General features: G+C 28.1%; 17 protein-coding genes and 2 other annotated features. Of the genes, 2 read left to right on the top strand and 15 right to left on the bottom strand.

What is annotated here, in order from left to right:
- Positions 1-340 precede the first annotated feature (340 nt).
- The 10 genes from KGF45_RS07120 to KGF45_RS07075 all read right to left on the bottom strand — a co-directional run bounded on the left by KGF45_RS07120 (position 341) and on the right by KGF45_RS07075 (position 11,065).
- Positions 341-1,288: an RluA family pseudouridine synthase gene (locus KGF45_RS07120; RefSeq protein ID WP_227842073.1), complete on the bottom strand. Its 948-nt coding sequence runs from the start codon at positions 1,286-1,288 to the stop codon at positions 341-343.
- The gene (gene lspA, locus KGF45_RS07115) at positions 1,257-1,703 is read right to left on the bottom strand and encodes a signal peptidase II (protein ID WP_227828102.1); all 447 of its coding nucleotides are present in this window, start codon (positions 1,701-1,703) and stop codon (positions 1,257-1,259) included. Before lspA ends, KGF45_RS07120 begins: the two co-directional genes overlap by 32 nt.
- Positions 1,704-2,004: 301 nt before the next feature.
- On the bottom strand, positions 2,005-2,769 hold the full coding sequence (locus KGF45_RS07110; protein WP_227842071.1) for a polysaccharide deacetylase family protein: 765 nt from the start codon (positions 2,767-2,769) through the stop codon (positions 2,005-2,007).
- Positions 2,770-2,819: 50 nt separating this feature from the next.
- Complete coding sequence (locus KGF45_RS07105; RefSeq protein WP_227828100.1) at positions 2,820-3,302, bottom strand: TraR/DksA C4-type zinc finger protein; 483 nt, start codon at positions 3,300-3,302, stop codon at positions 2,820-2,822.
- Between the two features lie 184 nt (positions 3,303-3,486).
- Positions 3,487-4,908 carry a carbon starvation protein A gene (locus KGF45_RS07100; protein ID WP_227828099.1) on the bottom strand — a complete coding sequence of 474 codons (1,422 nt, stop codon included), beginning with the start codon at positions 4,906-4,908 and terminating at the stop codon, positions 3,487-3,489.
- A gap of 146 nt (positions 4,909-5,054) precedes the next feature.
- Complete coding sequence (locus KGF45_RS07095; protein WP_227828098.1) at positions 5,055-5,825, bottom strand: LytR/AlgR family response regulator transcription factor; 771 nt, start codon at positions 5,823-5,825, stop codon at positions 5,055-5,057.
- Positions 5,826-5,829: 4 nt separating this feature from the next.
- Positions 5,830-7,032, bottom strand: coding sequence for a LytS/YhcK type 5TM receptor domain-containing protein (locus KGF45_RS07090; RefSeq protein ID WP_227842069.1), 1,203 nt, complete (start codon positions 7,030-7,032; stop codon positions 5,830-5,832).
- Between the two features lie 529 nt (positions 7,033-7,561).
- Entirely contained in the window at positions 7,562-8,563 is a 1,002-nt protein-coding gene (trpS, locus tag KGF45_RS07085; RefSeq protein ID WP_227482885.1) for a tryptophan--tRNA ligase, read from the bottom strand.
- Between the two features lie 23 nt (positions 8,564-8,586).
- The gene (locus KGF45_RS07080) at positions 8,587-9,285 is read right to left on the bottom strand and encodes a 5'-methylthioadenosine/adenosylhomocysteine nucleosidase (protein ID WP_227828095.1); all 699 of its coding nucleotides are present in this window, start codon (positions 9,283-9,285) and stop codon (positions 8,587-8,589) included.
- Positions 9,286-9,327: 42 nt separating this feature from the next.
- Positions 9,328-9,568 (bottom strand) — a binding site (T-box leader).
- Between the two features lie 93 nt (positions 9,569-9,661).
- The gene (locus KGF45_RS07075; protein WP_227828094.1) at positions 9,662-11,065 is read right to left on the bottom strand and encodes an amino acid permease; all 1,404 of its coding nucleotides are present in this window, start codon (positions 11,063-11,065) and stop codon (positions 9,662-9,664) included.
- A gap of 494 nt (positions 11,066-11,559) precedes the next feature.
- On the opposite strand from KGF45_RS07075, the gene KGF45_RS07070 reads away from it, so the two are divergent.
- Positions 11,560-12,636 (top strand): M24 family metallopeptidase, encoded by a 1,077-nt coding sequence (locus KGF45_RS07070; protein ID WP_227432453.1) that lies wholly within the window; start codon positions 11,560-11,562, stop codon positions 12,634-12,636.
- A gap of 88 nt (positions 12,637-12,724) precedes the next feature.
- On the opposite strand, the gene KGF45_RS07065 is transcribed toward KGF45_RS07070, so the two are convergent.
- Positions 12,725-13,567 carry a DegV family protein gene (locus KGF45_RS07065; protein ID WP_227829142.1) on the bottom strand — a complete coding sequence of 281 codons (843 nt, stop codon included), beginning with the start codon at positions 13,565-13,567 and terminating at the stop codon, positions 12,725-12,727.
- A 184-nt stretch (positions 13,568-13,751) separates the two neighbouring features.
- Here KGF45_RS07065 and KGF45_RS07060 point away from each other — a divergent pair, with 184 nt between their 5' ends.
- A complete protein-coding gene (locus tag KGF45_RS07060) occupies positions 13,752-14,324 on the top strand; it encodes a TetR/AcrR family transcriptional regulator (protein WP_227829143.1) in 573 nt (190 codons plus the stop codon).
- Positions 14,325-14,468: 144 nt separating this feature from the next.
- Here the strand turns inward: KGF45_RS07060 and KGF45_RS07055 are convergent, their stop codons facing one another.
- From KGF45_RS07055 to KGF45_RS07040, 4 genes are all read right to left on the bottom strand, one after another.
- Entirely contained in the window at positions 14,469-14,741 is a 273-nt protein-coding gene (locus KGF45_RS07055; RefSeq protein ID WP_227829144.1) for a hypothetical protein, read from the bottom strand.
- Between the two features lie 111 nt (positions 14,742-14,852).
- Positions 14,853-15,725 (bottom strand): YitT family protein, encoded by an 873-nt coding sequence (locus KGF45_RS07050; RefSeq protein ID WP_227829145.1) that lies wholly within the window; start codon positions 15,723-15,725, stop codon positions 14,853-14,855.
- Positions 15,726-16,051: 326 nt separating this feature from the next.
- Positions 16,052-19,159 (bottom strand): isoleucine--tRNA ligase, encoded by a 3,108-nt coding sequence (ileS, locus tag KGF45_RS07045; RefSeq protein WP_227829146.1) that lies wholly within the window; start codon positions 19,157-19,159, stop codon positions 16,052-16,054.
- 89 nt (positions 19,160-19,248) lie between these two features.
- Positions 19,249-19,481 (bottom strand) — a binding site (T-box leader).
- A gap of 173 nt (positions 19,482-19,654) precedes the next feature.
- Complete coding sequence (locus tag KGF45_RS07040; protein ID WP_227432447.1) at positions 19,655-20,182, bottom strand: DivIVA domain-containing protein; 528 nt, start codon at positions 20,180-20,182, stop codon at positions 19,655-19,657.
- Between the last annotated feature and the right edge of the window lie 18 nt (positions 20,183-20,200).

Here is a 20,200-nt window from a genome sequence, read left to right as displayed (position 1 = left end):
ATATACTCTCTTTTATTTTGACAAATCTACTCCTCTCTCTTAAATTTTTACAACACCACTTTATTAAAATTTTCAATTTAAACAACAAAAAACTTCTCATCACAAGACAAGAAGCTTTTATATAAAAAATATATAGTCTAATTCAGCAATTGTCTTACGATATCTCTGTATCGTTTAAAGATAATTTTTATACTCCATTAACTCAAATTATATATTTATATTTCAAATTTTTCAAGCTTTTTTAATCAAAATACTTTAATATAAAATATTTTAGCTAAACTTCACTAATTTTATGACTTGTATAAATCTAATTAGATGATTTATAATATCATATAAATTTTTATTTAATTTTTCTAAGAACTTCCTTAAAGTATTCTGGTAATTCTGAATCAAATTCAATATATTCCTTAGTGGTAGGATGTATAAATCCCAATTTCTTAGCATGTAAAGTTTGTCCCTTTAGTTTAAACTTATTTTCTTTAGGTCCATATACACTATCACCTAAAAGTGGATGATTTATAGATAAAGCATGCACTCTTATTTGATGAGTTCTACCAGTTTCAAGTCTAGCTCTCATATGAGTAAATTTATCAAACCTATCTACCACTTCAAAATGAGTTACTGCATTTCTTCCATCTTTTACTACAGCCATTTTTAATCTATCCTTAGGATTTCTTCCTATAGGTTTGTCTACAGTTATTTTATCTTCTTTAACTACACCATAACATATAAATTCATACTCCCTAGTTATAGAATGCTCTTTTAATTGTTCTGCTAAAAAATTATGTGCATAATTATTTTTAGCTACCATAAGAAGACCAGAAGTATCTTTGTCTATTCTATGAACTATGCCAGGTCTAATAACACCATTTATTGATGATAACTTATCTTTACAATGATACAAAATTCCATTTACCAATGTATTTTCATAATTTCCAGGAGCAGGGTGAACAACCATATCCTGAGATTTATTAATTATTAAAATATCATCATCTTCATATACAATATTTATTGGTATATCTTGAGCTACAACCTCTAAAACTTTAGGTTCTGGTATTTCTATAATAATCTTATCTTCTTCTTTAACTAAATATTTTGCTTTTTCTACTTTATTATTAACTTTTACTTTACCATCTTTTATAATTTTTTGTATGTAGCTTCTTGACATATCTCCTAATTGTTCTGCTAGATAAACATCAAGTCTAACCTCTTCTTCCTCTTCAAGCACTAAAAACTCTCTTACATTCTCCATCAAATCACCTACTTTTACTTTCAAAAAATAAAACATATATACATAAAAATACAGTTCCTACAACTACAAATACATCTGCTACATTAAATACATACTCCCATATAATCCTAAAGTCAAAATAATCTACTACAAACCCTAATCTAACTCTATCAATTAGATTTCCTAATGCACCAGATATTATTAATATGATTCCCAACTTCCCAGATGTATGTACTTTTCTTGTATTGAGATAGTATAACCCAAACACTGTTGCAAGTAATGCAACTATTATAAATATCCATTGATTATTTTGTAATAGTCCAAATGCTGCACCTCTATTTTCAACGTAAGTTAGATGAAATACATTCTTTATTATTGGTATTGTAGATACATTAACCAAATTGTTTAACACCCATAGTTTAGACAATTGGTCTAATCCTATAAGCAGAATTATTATTAACACATATAACAATGATTTTTCCCCCTATAAATTATTTAAAAATCAATTTTGATTTAAATTCACTATTACCATTATACAAAAAAAATACTATAAAGAGCAACTCTGTTAAAATTGAATTTTTTAGTGAAACTAATCAAAAATAATATTAACCTTTCTGTATTATAAACCGTTACACATTTAAAATTGTATTATTATATATAAAAGATTTAAAAGTACTCTATTATTCAATACTTTTGTGTATTTTATAGCTTAAAGATTAATGATGCTTGTATTTTAAATTTACAAGCATCATTAATCTTTAAACAAATATCCTTTATTTTTGCACTTGTTCATTTTTATCTAAATGTTGTATAAGTTCAGATACTGTTACAAATTTATACCCTTTTTCTTTTAACTTGGGAATTACTACTTCCAAAGCCTGTATAGTCTGAGATTTATTATTTCTCTTATTATTGTAATCATGTAAAAGTATTATATTTCCGTTTTGTACTTTTGTAAGAATAGTATTAATAATACTATCAACACCAGGATTTGACCAGTCTCTAGGGTCTAAGTTTGACCAAAGAATTATATTCATACGTTTAGAAACTATAATATCACAAACACTTTTGCTCATGGCTCTATATGGAGGTCTAAATATTTTTGGCTCTACTCCAATTACACTCTTTACAGCATTTTGTGTATCTGTTATTTCTTTTTCTACTTTATTATAGCTATTTTTTTCAACATTTATATGTGTAAATGTATGATTTCCTATCTCATGACCTTCTTCATACTGTCTTTTTAGCAATTCTTTGTTATATTCAACTTTTTCTCCAACTACAAAAAAAGTTGCCTTTACATCATTTTTCTTTAATATATCAAGTACTTGTGGTGTAAAGTCCTCATCTGGTCCATCATCAAAAGTCAATGCTAGAATTTTTTCGTCATCATTTCCTTTCTTGATTATTACATCTTCATAATCGTCCTTTATATTGTCATTTAAACTATAGGCTTCTTTTGAGATATTTTGATTATATGTATATACACCTACTATTGATAATACGAATATACATATACCCCACATTGCTTTTTTCATGTCATTACCTCTTTTCTTAATTCATTCTAACAATATATGATGTCAATTTTTTAATCTCTTAATGTTCCATTTTTGTTTAAATCAGTTAAATTTGTTAAGTCTGTTGAATAAAAATTAGAATCCTCCACATCAGGATTTTCACTTGCATCTCCTAATAAATCCTCTTCTTTTTTTGCACACTCATTACATAAATTTGTATCAGGTAGTATATCCAATCTTTCTAAATCTATTTGATTATGACATAAATCACAAAGTCCGTATGTTCCATTTTCTATTTTAGATAATGCCAAATCTATTTGATATAATCTGCCTTCTTCATGATTTATTAAACTATTTTGCATATTTTGCATATATAAATCTGTTCCCATATCTCCTATATGATTATCATAACTAGATAACTCTCCTGATGAATACTTTTCACTGGTATGTTTAGTTGTATCTCCAAATAAAGTATTGTCTTTCATATCTCCCACTAAATTAGTCAAATTTTCTCTTTCTTTCAATAATTTATCTTTGTATTTGTTAGTATCCATTTTCAACACCTCTAATTTTAATATTTATATTGTAAAAATAGTATGTGGAAAACTAAATTAAAAATACAATAAAAAGTAAGATTTGATTTTTTCAAAAAAAATTTGTAGGCAAATTTTAAATTCACCTACAAATTTTTAAAACATAATTTAAATTTTATATTTTTTATTTTTTGTAATGATTGTATTAACTTGCTAATTTATGAGTATTTTGTTCTTTTATATCTTTAGCTTTTTTAAAGAATAAAATACCAAGAATTATTGCAACAGCAATACCTATTCCATTAGATATATTTACTGGTAGTCTAAAACCTTCTTTTGCTTGCATTATATAACTAAATGTCACTACAGTCATAAAAAGTGCTGGCAATGTAGTTATGTAGTGATTTTTATTTGCTTTAACCAAATATGCAGAACCAGTCCACAACATTATCATAGCAAGTGTTTGATTTGCCCAAGAGAAGTATCTCCAGATTATATTAAAATCTATAAACGTAAGAGCAACACCTACTGCAAACAATGGTAAAGCTATTAAAAATCTATTTTTAACTGCATCTTGATTGTAGTTCATTGCATCAGCTATTGTTAATCTGGCACTCCTAAATGCTGTATCACCTGAAGTTATAGGACATGCTACAACACCAAGTATAGCCAAAGCTCCTCCAATAGGTCCCATTAATCCAACAGACACTGTATTTACAACAGTAGCTGCTCCACCATCATTAAATATTACATTAAGTTGAGGTATACCATGGAAATATGACATAGCTGCTGCTGCCCAAACTAAAGCTATTATTCCTTCTGCAACCATTGAACCATAAAATACTGGTCTTGCTTCACTCTCTCTTTCAACACATCTTGCCATAAGTGGTGATTGTGTTGCATGAAAACCTGATATTGCCCCACATGCTATTGTTATAAATAAATATGGGAATAGAGGTGTTCCATTTGGATTCATATTTTGTAAATTTATATTTGGTATGTTATAACCCTTTATTATTAATCCTCCTGCTACACCTACTGCCATAATTAATAAAGCAGCTCCAAATAAAGGATATATTTTTCCAATTAACTTATCTATTGGTAAAACAGTAGCCATTATATAATAAAGAATTATTACTCCAACCCATATTTGTGTATTTACTCCTGTTAATGTTTTTAGTAATCCTGCTGGACCTGTTACAAAAACAACTCCAACCAATACCAAAAGAATAACACTAAATATTCTCATTGCTATTTTTGCACTATTACCTAAGTAAAGACCTACTAATTCTGACGCAGATGTACCTTTATTCTTCATTGATAAATATCCAGAAGCAAAGTCATGTACACCACCTGCAAAAATTGTCCCAAATACTATCCATAAAAATGCTGATGGCCCAAATAATGCACCTTGTATAGCACCAAATATAGGACCTAAACCTGCGATATTTAAGAATTGAATTAAGAAAATTCTTTTCCATTTCATTGGAACATAATCTACACCATCTCTACAAGCTATAGCTGGAGTTTGATTTTTATCATTAATTCCAAAAACCTTTTCTACAAATGTACCATAAATAAAATAACCTACTATAAGTACCACTATTGAACCTAAAAAACTTACCATAAATTCATCCCCTTAGTTTTTTATATAATTGCTTTATAAATTTTTATAAGTTTAAGAAAACTATTTCCAGTTCAAATAGTAATACTTTTTTGTACTAATATAAATGTTAATCACATTAAGTGCATATTTAAGTACATGAAATGACTTTATATATGCATTAATAGCCTGAATTCTTTTATTTTACTTCTACTTACAGTTACTTCATAATTGCTATCTTTTAACTTCAATATGTATGTATTATTAAACCATGGGATAATTTCTTTTACTTTAGTTAAATTTACTATGTAAGACCTATGTGTTCTAAAAAAAGTTTTATCATTTATTATATTTTCTACTTCTGATATGCCCTCTTTCAGTATAAAAGTTTCCTTTTCAGTATATATAAATGTCTGTCTTTCATTAGCCTCACAGTAGTATATATCATCAATATCTATTACAACCAATTTATCACCTTTCCAAAGGCTAATTTTATGTGTTATTTCCTCTATATTTTGATTTATTGTACCTTTTTTATCACTAGATACATAATTATTATCACTAGATATTTCACTACTATTTGTTTCACTTTTCTCTAACTTATCCAACATTGATGTAATTCTATCCTCAGAATAAGGCTTAAGTACATAGTCAAATACACCTAATGAAAAAGCATCTACTGCATAATTTTCATATGCCGTTATAAAAACTATTTTGGGTCTTGCTTTAAATTGATTTAATGTTTTTGCAAGTAACATTCCATCAAGATGAGGTATATTTATGTCCAAAAAAATTACATCTATTTTATTTTCTTGAATAAAATCTAGTACCTCTATACCATTAGTAAATTCACTTACTACCTCAATCTTGCTTTTATTTTCAATAAAATATCTTAATTCCTTTCTTGCTGGAAACTCATCCTCAACTATTATCGCTTTCATCTTCCTACTCCTTTACATAAAACATAATTAAAGTTCCTTTATCAGTTCTTCTCATATTAAGACCACTTCCATACATTAGCTTAAGTCTTAAATGAACATTATAAAGGCCAATCTTATTTTCTGGCATATTATCTTGATATACATTATTTATAACTTCTTCACTTATACCTATACCATCATCCTCAATCGATATTCTCACAGTATTTTCTAATGAATGTTGTAACTTTTTTATAGATATTTTTACTACACCAGCTCTTCCACTTTCCAAAATCCCATGTATTATTGCATTCTCTACTATTGGCTGTATAATTAAGCTTGGAATTTTTATATTTACATCATCTATATCATAAATTATAGTCAATAAATCTCCAAATCTAGCCTTTTCTATTTCTACAAAAGATTTAACTTGCTCAATCTCTTTATTTATGTCTATCAAGTTATCACTATATTCAAGATTGTATCTCAAATAAGTTGATAAATTTATTATGAGTTCTCTAGCTTTATCTGGATTAAATCTTATAAAGGATGCTATCGTATTTAAAGAATTAAATAAAAAATGTGGATTAATTTGCCTTTGAAGTGCTTTTATTTCCGCTTTATTTCTTGCTTCTATATCCTTTTTATCTTTTTCAATTCCCTCAACTATAGATATAACAAACCCTATACCAATTTGTCCGACAATTAAAGGTAAATATATCACATTAATTATTTTAATTGCCAGAGAATGAGGCTGTGATATTAAATATATAAGTAATATAGTAAAACTTTCAGAAATCATACCTACTAGTATTCCATATATCACTCTATGCTTTTTTGGTATCTTTTTATATAAAAACCCTGATAACACACCTGCTAGTATGCTTGATAAAAGGCAGGGCATGGATGTTATACCTCCAATATCCATAAAATACCTATGTATACCTGACAGCAACCCTGCTGTAATACCTACAATTGGTCCAAATAAAACACCACCTGATACTATAGATATTATTCGAGTATTTACTATTGACCCCATATAATTTATACCATTGTAAGTACCAAATATAGCTAGAAAAGTAAAAACTAAAGATATACAAATCAAATCATTCAAGCTATATTCTTCTTTTTGAAATATTTGTTTAAATGTTTTTAGCTTTGTTATTAGAAGAAATAATACTACAATAAGACTTGTTTTTTCTATTAATGCTATTAAAATTGATGTTTTCATGTTTTTCCCTCTTATTTTCCCTGTTAAAAATAATTTTTACATATGTTATTGGTATTATTTTTATGGTTTATTAAATACATAAAAAATAATTGCCTTAATTATTGTATCATATCAGTTAAACATAAAATCAAACTCATTTAATTATATATATAAATTTTTTAAAACGTTTTTTTGATATATTATTGACAATTTTCTTTATAAGAGTTAAAATTAATTCATAAATTACATATTGAGTATAAAGTATAATGGATGTATGTTCAAGGTTAGTTCAGAAGGCTCTGGTTTTCTGATTTTTTTATGCTCAGTAGTGATATGCAAAAAAGAACAAAGTTAACGTCAGTTAACTTTTACCTTTATTCTACTTTCCCCAAAGTAAGAATAATCTAACCCCTTTGAGATGAGCAAAAGCTCATCTTTTTTTATTACAAAACTAAAGAGGATATTATCTTAATAATATCCTCTCTATTTCCTATAATATACTTTTTTAATAACTTTAAAATTTGTTTACTAAAGAAGATATATAATATAATTAATATCTTCTCTCTATAAATCCAACTTTTTTATAAACTTTTCTAAGAGTTTTTCTAGCTTGTTTTTCAGCCTTTTCAGCTCCCATAGTATATATTTTTTCTAAATAATCTTTATTATTAAGAAGGTCAACGTATTTTTCTCTTATCGGTCTTAAAGCTTCTGATACTACTTCAGCTACATCTTCTTTAAATACTCCATAACCTTTACCTTCATACATATTTACAATTTCTTCTACACTCTTTTTGCTTAAATTAGAATATATATCAAGTAAGTTTTTAATACCAGGTTGTTCGTCAGTGTACTTTACAACACCTAAAGAATCAGTAACACTTCTCTTAATCTTTCTCTTTATAGTATCTGAATCATCTGCCAATAATATAAATGCATTGTCATTTGAATCAGATTTACTCATTTTCTTAGTTGGTTCTTGTAAACTCATTACTCTTGCTCCACCTTTTGGATAGTATCCTTCTGGAACTACAAATGTAGGTGAAAATCTATTGTTAAATCTATTTGCTAAATCACGAGATAATTCTAAATGCTGTTTTTGGTCATCTCCAACTGGAACCAAATCAGCTTGATATAATAGTATATCAGCAGCCATAAGAACTGGATACGTAAATAATCCTGCATTTAGATTTGCTTCACTCTTTTGTGATTTATCTTTAAATTGAGTCATTCTACTTAATTCACCCATATAAGTCATTGTATTTAATATCCACATAAGTTCAACATGTTCTTTAACATGTGATTGTATAAATATAGTATTTTTTTCTGGGTCTAATCCACAAGCTAGATATTGAGCAAGTAATTCTATAGTATTGGCTCTCAAAACTTTAGGGTCTTGAGGTACTGTTATTGCATGTAAATCAACAATACTATAATAACAATTATAATTTTCTTGAAGTTCAGTCCAGTTTTTTATAGCTCCTAAATAGTTTCCTAGAGTCATCTTACCTGATGGTTGTGCACCACTAAATATAACCTTTTTTTCACTCATATGATTTGTACCTCCTTATATATTTATATTGATTTTAACATGCTTAATACGATATCTTTAGAATTGTTGGCTGCCTCATGTACAAATACTTCATATGCAACACCAGCACTTCCATCTGCTTTATCAGACATCGCTCTTATTATAACAAATGGAACATTATTTAAGTAACATACATGAGCTATAGCTCCACCTTCCATCTCTCCACAATACCCGCCAAAATCATTTACTAATTCTTCTTTTAATTCTTTAGAGTTTATAAATATATCTCCTGTTACTACTCTTCCTTTTAATACTTTATGAGTTTTTGTTTCTTCTACAGAAGATTTATAGGCAGCTTCTACGAGTCTTTCATCTGCTTTAAATACAGATGTTTCCATTCTTGGTATAACACCTTTAGGGTCTCCAAATGCAGTAGTATCTATATCGTATTGTATCGCATCAGTTGAAATTACTATATCATTGACATCAAGATTTTCATTTAAAGCCCCTGCAACACCTGTATTAACAATAGCATCAACTTTAAATTCACTTATTAATATTTGTGCACAAAGAGCAGAGTTAACTTTTCCTATACCACATTTTACTAATACAACATTTTTTCCTTCTAAAGTTCCTTTATGAAATTCTAAGCTAGCTTTTTTTACAATTTCTTTAATATCCATTAAATTTACTAATATACTTACTTCTTCATCCATTGCACCTATAATTCCTATTACGTTCATTTTGCCTCCTAAATTTTCTATATTAAAAAATCCGTCCTAAATCAATAGGACGGATATATTTTCCGTGGTACCACCTAAATTTATATATACTCAAATCTGAATATATATATCTTAATATATGCTATAACGTGCACACACGATATCAGATAATCTACAGTCTTAAACTGCATTTCACCTTACTCCTCAAAGACCCATTCAATAAACACTTTTTATTAAGCTCTCAGCACCCTTAATTCTCTGTGTAAAAGTCTATTTATTTACTCTTTCTTATCTCAGGATTTAATTTATTAATTTCTTTATTTTATAATATTCCTTATGATATAAATTGTCAACTATATATATAATAATATCCAAAATATATATTTAAAATACATTTTTATTTAGCTGATCTCTTTTCGTATCTATTCCATAACCATAGACCAGATAAGATAACTAGAAGACCTCCACCAATCATTTCTATTTCATATATGATATTTTCAGCAAATGTAGGCATAACTGGTGCTGCTGATAACAATATACCAACTACAGTTACAGTTAAAACCATTTTAGCTAAACCTATACAAGTACTTGTTGATTTTGCCATAGTATATGGTCTAATTTCATCTGGTCTCTCTTTTCTTAGTTTAATATAAGAAGCATATAACAACACATATGGGAATAATGCAGTTAATGCTGTCATAGTTACAAGAACATTGTATATAGCATCAACAGAAGGCATTAATGTAGTCACCAATAATATTATAGTAACTATTATTGCTTGAAGTATAACTGCTTTAGAAGGTATCTTATGTTTATTTACTTCTACCAAACTATCTGGAAATACTCCTTTTTTAACACTACCAAATAACATTTTTATTGGTGATGCTATATAAAGAACTATTGCTCCTAATATTGAAAAAGCTATACCAAAAGCTATCAATTGAACTAACCAAGAACCTATTCCTAAAGATTCACAAACAGCTGCAAGTGCATCTAATACACCTTTAGAAGCAGTAATTTGGTCTGGTGGTATTATCATTGTTATTGCAATAGAACCTAATACATATAATGAAGCAACTATTCCAGCTGATATTAATATAGCTTTAGGGAAGTTCTTTTCAGGCTTATCTATTTCTGTTATAAAGTTAGCTGCAGTTTCTGCTCCTGCTAAACCAAACATTATAGCTGATATAGCAACAAATGCATCCATATTAAGTTTTGGAGTCATTGAAGCTATTGTATATGTTGAAGCTATATCATGTTTTTTCAATACTAATACTGCTAAAAATGAAAATATTATAAGTATAGCACTTGGTATTGTTGAACCTAATGCACCTGTATTAGTGAATATTTTTGTAAAACTTATTCCTTTAGTTGCTATAATAGATAATACCCAGAATATTACTAAAGATAATATAAGTACAAATATCTTATTATCTGCAAGTGCTGGATTTCCTATTGTATAAGAAACATTTACTGCTAAAAAAGTTAGGAATGAAGAATACCAAAATATTTTAGCTGTCCAGTTTAACCAAGAAACTAAAAATCCATATTTTTCTCCAAAGGCTTCCTTAACCCAATCATATAAACCTCCATCACCTTTTTGGTATGTAGAAGCTAATTCAGCACAAATTAAAGCTCCTGGTACGAAATATATAAATGAGAATAATAACCACATAGGTATTGCACCTAATCCTAAACCGAAGCTTGACGCTGTCGACTTAGCTATCCATCTTATACCATATAAAGCTGATACATTCATAAATACCAAACTCCATAGGCCTATTTTTTTCTTTTCCATCCTATTATAATTTCCCCTCTCTTTATTAATTAAAAATTGATTTCATAACTGTTAAAATAGATTCAGCCTATAAAATACTTCAATTTAACCTATAAAATACTTTAAATAGAAATATTTATACTTCAAATTTAGATATTTTGAAATCAAAATTTACTAAAAGTGATAAATTTTGAAAGTTCCATCACTTTCTCTTTAATGATACTAAATTTTTAAAATTGTTTCAATATTATTTTAATATAAAAATTTTTTTATTAATTTTCATAATTATATAACTATCTCAAATATATATTTTTACTTATTCAAGTTATTATTTTTATAAAATTTTCACAATATAAACTGATTTTACTTTTCTTTTAATGTAAAATGAGGAATTAAATTTAATATAAAAGATATATGTTAAAAATTTTTTATATTTCTAGAAGAAAAGTATACTAATTTTTGTTTAATAGTGCTAAAATTGATTTGTATCGAATTTTGATTAGGAGGAAATTATTATGAAGACTCAAAGATTAAATGCTGTACTTGAACAAATGAAAAAAGATGATATTTCTCAAATGTTGGTAAGTGATCCTACTTCAATATTTTATTTAACAGGATTACTAATCCACCCAGGTGAAAGACTACTAGCTTTATACCTAAATTTAAATGGTAATAATAAATTATTTATAAATGAATTATTCCCAGTTGCAGAAGATTTAGGTGTTGAAATGGTTTGGTTTAATGATACTCAAAATCCAATAGAAATAGTAACTGAACATGTAGACAAAAATGCTACTATGGGTGTTGACAAAAACTGGCCAGCTAGATTCTTATTAAGCTTAATAGAATCAGGTGGAGGAAGCAAATTTGTAAACTCATCTTATATAATAGATACTTTAAGAATGTGTAAAGATGAAGAAGAAAAAGAATTAATGAGAATAGCTTCAAGATTAAATGACAAAGGTATGGAACAACTTAAAGCTACTGTTTCTGGTGAACTTACAGAAAAACAACTTGTTGGTAAATTATCTAAAATATATGAAGACTTAGGTGCTGATGGATTTTCATTTGACCCTATCATAGGATTTGGTCCTAATGGAGCCAATCCACATGGAGAACCAGGAAATGCTCTTGTAAAACCAGGTGACGCAATAATATTAGATATAGGTTGCATAAAAGATAACTATTGTGCTGATATGACAAGAACTGTATTCTATAAAGAAATACCTGAAAAAGGTAGAGAAATATTTGAAATAGTTCTTGAAGCCAATAAGAGAGCTGAAGCTATTGTAAAACCAGGAGTTAGATTCTGTGATATAGATGCAGCTGCTCGTGATTACATAACTGAAAAAGGATATGGACAATACTTCACTCATAGAACAGGTCACTCTATAGGACTTGAAGTTCATGATAAGGGAGATGTATCTTCTATAAATACAGATACTGTACAACCAGGAATGATATTCTCTATAGAACCAGGTATATATTTACCAGGAGAGTTTGGAGTTAGAATAGAAGATTTAGTACTAGTTACTGAAGATGGTTGCGAAATACTAAACAAATATGACAAAGAAATATGTGTAGTTGGTTAATTATAAGATTAACTTAGTAACATCAAAATAAGCTGTATAAAAATGATTTTATTCATTTTTATACAGCTTTAACTTTTTAATTTATTATTTATATTGCAGTTATCAAAATTGCACCTTTTGAAGTATATGTTCCCATTACTGAACCAACTTCACAGATTACAACATCTTTATATTTAACATCCTTTTCCATAGCTTCTCTTACTTTTTGAGCCTTTTCAGGGCAGTTAGCATGTCCTATAAATAAAACCTTATCTTCTTTATCTATAATTTTTGATTCTACTAACTGAATCAGTTTTTTCAAGCTATTCCCTTCACCTCTTGCCTTATCTATTGGAGTTACAATCCCATCTGCAACTTGTATTATAGCCTTAAAATTTAATGTATTTATAATTTTTCCTGCTATTGGATTTATTCGCCCTCCTTTGATAGCGTTTTCTAGCGTCTCTAGAGTTCCATAAAATGGTGGATTGTCTTTATATCTATCTATTATTGAAACAATTTCTTCAAGTTCTTTTCCTTCTTTTATTAATATTGCCGCTTTTAATATTAATTGTCCTATGCCAATTGACCCACTAAGTGAATCTATAATTTCGATTTTTTTATTATTTCCTTCTTTTTCGAACATATCTTTTGCCAAAAGTGCACTATTATAAGTTCCAGATAATCCTGAACTTATATTAATTACTAATATACTTTCCTCTTCACATTGATATGCCTCTAAAAACTTATCTGGCGAAGGACATGATGTTTTTGGCAATAATTTACTTTCATCCATTTTTCTGTAGAAAGTTTCATTATCTATTTCCTTCCCAGATATATAGCTCTCTTCTCCAAAAGATACATTTAAACCAATAACTTCAATATTGTATTTCTCTATTATATGATTAGGTAAGTCACATGCACTGTCTACTATCAATTTTATTTTATCCATATTAACCTCACTATAATATATTGTTTTTGTTTATTCAGTCGGTCGTACGACCGATTTAATTATTATTTTATATTTTGAATTAAAAAAAGTCAATAGATATAGATTCTTGCTTTATTGACAATAATTTTCTATAAGCTTATAATGTTATTAATTTGTTATAAATATACATAGAAAGGTAGGTTTTATGAAAACAAATAATATGAAACAGGCTATTTTATTATCTGCTACTAATTTAATAGCCAAAAATGGAGTTCAAAATACTAGTCTTGCTGATATTGCAAAAGATGTGAATATAAGTAAGGGTACATTGTATTATCACTACTCATCTAAAAATGATATTATATATGACATTGCCGATACTCATTTAGAAGTTATAACTAGTGCTATATTAAACTGTGTAAAAAATGTCAAATCCAAAAATTCTCAAATAGAAATGGTCAACTTAATACTAGAAAAAATATCTACTATAGAAAGTCGTGGTAGAGTACATATGTATCTTATTTGTGAGGCTATTACTTCAAATGATGATTTGAAAGAAAGAATGAGATTAAAATATATTGAATGGCGAACTACCCTTAAATCTGAAATTATTGAATCCCTTGAAAAATATAGTGGTGATGAAAATGAACAGGATGCTGAATCTTTTTCTTTTTTACTTATGTCTATAGTTGATGGTTTGGTTGTCCAAAGCTTGTTAAAAACAGAAAAAATACCTTATGAAAATATTGCTTCTTTTTTAGTTAATCATTGGATTTAAACTTAATATTTTAATAATTAATAAAAGTGAACCATTAAAGTTTTTTACTTTAAACAGTTCACTTTTTTATTTGCTATGAATAATTTTTATTTAAACCTTCATGGAATCACAAAATAAAAATCATTTTATTAATTTAAAATATTTCTATTTATGTTGATGTGTATGCCCATCTAAATGTTCATGCCCATGTGTATGTGTATGTTCATGCCCATGCTCATGAGTCCCTGAAAATCCATCATCATGATTATGGTCATGCCCTACACCGTTTACGTGCTCATGTTCATGCCCATGACTGTGAGAATGTTCATGTGAATGTTGATTGCTATCTCCTCCACAACATCCTTCTCCTCCAGTTCCACAGCATCCATTTGCATGTGGATTATGATGATTTCTTACTACAAATCTTTCTCTTAACATATTATTATACCTCCTAGTATATTATTGAGCACTTCATGTGCCCCATTAGTTACAGTATACATCTAACTAGGTACAATAACAAGATATATGGTATTTTTTAACACTTATATCTTATAGAAATTTATCTTTAAAACCTCCACCTTTTACTTCTTCTACATTGTTTACAGAAATAAAAGCTTCACTATCCATATCATAAATTAAATCCTTAAATTTACCTACTTCATTTGCAGATATGATACAGTAAATCATTTTTTTCTTATTCTGCGTATATGCTCCTTCTGCTTCTAAAAAAGTTACGCCTCTACCCATCTTATTCATTATTACTTTTGATATTTCTTCATATCTATTTGATATTAAGAGTATAGATTTTTTTCTATCGAAGCAATCTTTTGCTATATCCATTGTAAAAGAAATTATATACATAGTAATTAGAGTGTACATTACCAATTTTGCTCCAAATAAAAATGCACCTGCACATACTACAAAAAAATTAATAAATAAAAATGTATTTTTCATTGGTATATCATACTTTCTTTTCATTATAGCTGCTATTATATCAAGTCCTCCAGCAGTAGCTCTTGCTTTAAATGTTAACCCCATACCTATACCAGTTAAAACACCACCATAAATACACTGCAGCATAGTATCATTTATAGGAAAATATTTAGCAATATCTTGTGTTACCCCAAGTGCAACAGAAAATAGCAACATATTGACAAAACTTATTAACAAAAATTTATTATCAAAATACTTTTTAGCTATAATAAATATCGGTATGTTCATCAAAAAACTAGATAATCCCTGATTTATACCAAATAACTTATATAATATAACACAAATTCCAGCTACTCCTCCACTTAACAACTTGGCTGGTGCTAGATATAAATTTATTCCTATGGTTGATAAAATCATTCCCAATATAATAAGACCATATTGCAAAAATATGTTATTATCAATACTTAGTTTTTTGCTTTCACCATACATCAAAACGCACCCCTTTGCATAATAAATAAACTACCCTGCATAATGCACAATAAATTCAAAAATAAATTTACCAGAAGTAGTTAACTCTAAAATATTATTCATCCTCACTTAAACGTTTATTCACTAACATTTTATCATATGCTATAAATAATTTATATGATTTATATAAATTTATTTATTGTAAATTTTGGAATATTAAAACATTTAATTATTAGTCTACTAAAGCAATTAATTAAATAAAGAAATAAGCTATCTTTTTAAAAAAAGCCCTATAGAAATTTACAAATAAATTTCTATAGGGCTCTTAATTAACAACTTATTATTTTTTATTTTCTTGTAACTTTTATACCTGTCATATGGTCATTTAAGTTTTGTTCTTCTAAAGATTTATCATCCACTCTATTTATTTCTAAAGCTAAAGTCTCAGACTTGATGTATTCATTAAAATGCTCAACAGCCTTAGCAATTTCATCATCACCACAGTAATCTATTACTATGTTGTCTAATACTTCAAAATTGCTAGATTTTCTCAATTGTTGTACTTTAGATATAAATTCTCTAGCATATCCTTCATCAATTAACTCATCAGTTAATTTAGTATCTAATATAACGAAAAGATTATTTTCAACAGATACATTAAATCCTTCTTTAGCAGTTATACCTATTAATACTAAGTCTTTATTAAACTCAAAAGCTTCACCATTTAAATCAACTGTTAAAGTTTCACCATTTTCAAGTTTATTAGCAGTTTCATGTGCATTTAATTTATTTAATGCTCCTACAAATAAGTTCATCTTAGCACCTAATACTGGTCCTGCTTCTTTAAAGTTTGGTTTTAAGCTAAAGTTCATATATTCATCCAAATCTTTAGCAAATACTACTTCTTTAACATTAAGTTCTTCTTTTATTAAATCAACTACATCACTTATTGTATCTTCAAACTTACCATCTACTAATACTTTTTGTAACGGTTGACGAACTTTTATTCTCTCAACTTCTCTTGAAGCTCTACCTAAAGTAACTAGATTCTTAGCTAAATCCATTTTTTCTTCTAATTTAGTATCAATTAGACTCTCATTAAACTTAGGATATTCAGCTAAATGAACAGATACTTCTCCAGTTAGATTTCTATACATTTCTTCTGACATATATGGAGCAAATGGTGCTATAGCTCTGCAAAGTCCATGTAATAATTCATAAGTTGTATTGTATACAGCTTTTTTATCTTCTGTTAATTCAGTTGCCCAGAATCTTCTTCTTGAACGTCTTATATACCAGTTAGATAAATCATCATTTATGAAATCTTGTATCATTCTTAAAGTTTTATTTAATTCAAATATCTCTAAGTTTTCTTCTACATCTTTCATTAAATTATTGAATTTAGATAGTATCCATCTGTCAAGTTCTGGTCTATCTTTGTATTCTACAAAGAATTCAGTTGGATTTATATCATCTGTATTTGCATATAAAGTAAAGAAGTTATATACATTCTTCATAGTACCTATAAATTTACTTTGGATTTCTTTTAATCCATCCATATCAAATTTAGTTGGAGTCCATGGTGGAGAAACATATAGTAAATACCATCTTAGTGCATCTGCTCCATATTGGTCAAACAACTGCATAGGATTTACTGTATTTCCTCTTGATTTACTCATTTTCTTTCCATCTTTATCAAGTACAAGGTCTGGAACTAAGACACTCTTATATGGTGCTTTTCCTAATACAAATGTTGATACTGCAAGTAATGAGTAGAACCAACCTCTAGTTTGGTCTATACCTTCTGATATATAATCAGCTGGGAATAGTTTATCAAAGTTTTCTTTGTTTTCAAATGGATAGTGGTGTTGTGCAAATGGCATAGCTCCACTATCAAACCAGCAGTCTATAACTTCTGTTACTCTTGTCATTGGTTTTCCACATTTTTCACACTTTAAGTGTATATCATCTACATATGGTCTATGAAGTTCTACAGTTTCTGGGTTTACATCTTCTACAGCTTTTTCAGCTAATTCTGCTCTTGAACCAACTGAATCTGTATGGCCACATTCACATCTCCATATAGGAAGTGGAGTTCCCCAATATCTAGTTCTTGATATTGCCCAATCATTTAGATTTTCTAACCAGTTTCCAAATCTCTTTTCACCTACAAAGCTTGGGAACCATTTTACACCATTATTATTTTCTATTAATTTATCTTTAAGCTTAGTCATTTCTATATACCAGCTTGGTTTTGCATAGTACACAAGTGGAGTTTGACATCTCCAACAATGTGGATAATTATGAACTACTTTTTCCTTACTATATAGTTTATTTTCAGAAGCTAGCCATTTTATTATTTCAACATCTAGCCCATCTTCCATTACAAATCTACCTTCCCAAGGAGTAGCTGTAAATTTACCAGTTTCATCTACTGGCTGTACAACTGGTAAATCGTATCTTTTACCTGTATTGTAGTCATCTTCACCAAATGCTGGTGCTGTATGAACTATTCCAGTACCATCTTCAGTAGTTACATAATCTCCTACTGTAATGAAAAATGCTTTTTTATCAACTTCTACAAAAGGCATTAATTGTTCATATTCTAATCCTTCTAAATCTTTACCTTTCATTTCTTCTAAAACTTCATAGTCTTCACCTAATACTTTATTAGCTAAAGGTTTAGATACATAATATACCTCATCACCTTTTTTAACTTTTAAGTAATCAACATCAGCATTTACTGTTAATGAAACATTTGATGGTAAAGTCCATGGAGTAGTCGTCCATGCTAAGAAGTATTCATTAGCATCTTTTTTCTTAAATTTAGCTACAACTGTATTTGTCTTTACCTCTTTATATCCTTGTGCAACCTCATGACTAGCAAGACCAGTTCCACATCTTGGGCAATAAGGAAGTATTTTATGCCCTTCATAGATATATCCTTCTTTATTGAATTTATTAAGTATCCACCATACAGATTCTATATAGTTATTATCTAAAGTTATATATGGATTATCTAAGTCAACTTCATAAGCCATTCTCTCAGTCATTATTCTCCATTGTTTTTCAAATGAGAAAACTGACTCTCTACATTTTTGGTTAAATTCAGCTATTCCATATTCTTCTATTTGTTGCTTGCTAGTAAGACCTAATTCTTTTTCTACTTGTATTTCAACTGGTAATCCGTGTGTATCCCAACCAGCTTTTCTCTTTACTTGATAACCAGACATTGTCTTATATCTACAAACAGAATCTTTAAGTGTTCTAGATAAAACATGATGTACTCCAGGATTTCCATTAGCTGTTGGAGGTCCTTCATAAAATACAAAACTTGGGTCGTCTTTACCTTTTTCTAGAGTTTTTTCAAGTATATCTATGTCTTTCCAATAGTCAAAAACTTGTGCTTCTGCTTGTTTTACAGAACTGTCCACCAATGGCTTAAATTTTGCCATATAAATCACCCTTTCTTACAGTTATTATAATTCCAAAGTTTTTATTCTTTTACATAAATTTGAATAATAAAAAACCCGTCCCCTTTAAACAAAGGGACGAGTTATCAATCGCGTTACCACCCTAATTCTATATGTGAACTTAACAATACTCACATATAACACTCTAATAGTATAACGGCACTAACCGGCACAGCTTAATAAAGTTTAATCGTTCAGCCTGCAGCTCAAGAGTGATTCTCATCTTTATAAATTCCTTGGTTCTCAGCATACCCAATTCTCTGTAAAATTATCTAAAGATAATTGTCTCTATCAACGCTTTTAAAAATTTATCTGTGTTTATATGAAATTCTATAACAAATAATTTGAATAGTCAATATATTTTTGAAAAATATAATAATTTATATTTTTCTTGTATTTTTATCCTATTTTTAGTTTTTGTTATAGTATTCTCAAACTTAAACAATAATTCTACCTAAAATCCAGTAAGATTATTGTTTATTCTAAAGTTGTAGCAGCTTCATCATTACTATAATTATACACTGATGTACCTTCAAATGCATTTACACATTTTTCATCTACATCATAAAAAATCTCATCGACACTTCTTATTTCATCTTCTAACAATGATTTAAATTTATTTCTAAATATCTTAAATTCTTTAACTAAAGCATCGTACTCTTTTCTTATCTCTATAACACGATTATTAGCCTGTTCTATAATTTGTCTAGCTTTTAAATCTGCTTCTTCAACGATTATCTTAGCTTTTTTATTTGCTGCACTACAAGTGTCTTCTGCTGCACTTTGAGCAGTTATTAAAGTAGCTTTTAGTGTTTCTTCAATATTTTCATATTTGTTTACTTGGTCTTGATATAATCCTAATTTTTCTTTAAGAGCTGTATTTTCTCTACACAGAGATTCATAATCTTCTTTGATGATATCTAAAAACTCATCAACTTCTTCATCTCTATAACCTCTTAAACCTTTTTTAAACTCTTTATTTTCTATCTCAATTGGAGTTAGCATTACATTTCCTCCCAGCTA

The organism is Clostridioides sp. ZZV14-6154 (genome assembly GCF_020657785.1).
Classification (GTDB): domain Bacteria; phylum Bacillota; class Clostridia; order Peptostreptococcales; family Peptostreptococcaceae; genus Clostridioides.
This window is presented reverse-complemented; position numbering and strand designations above follow the sequence as displayed.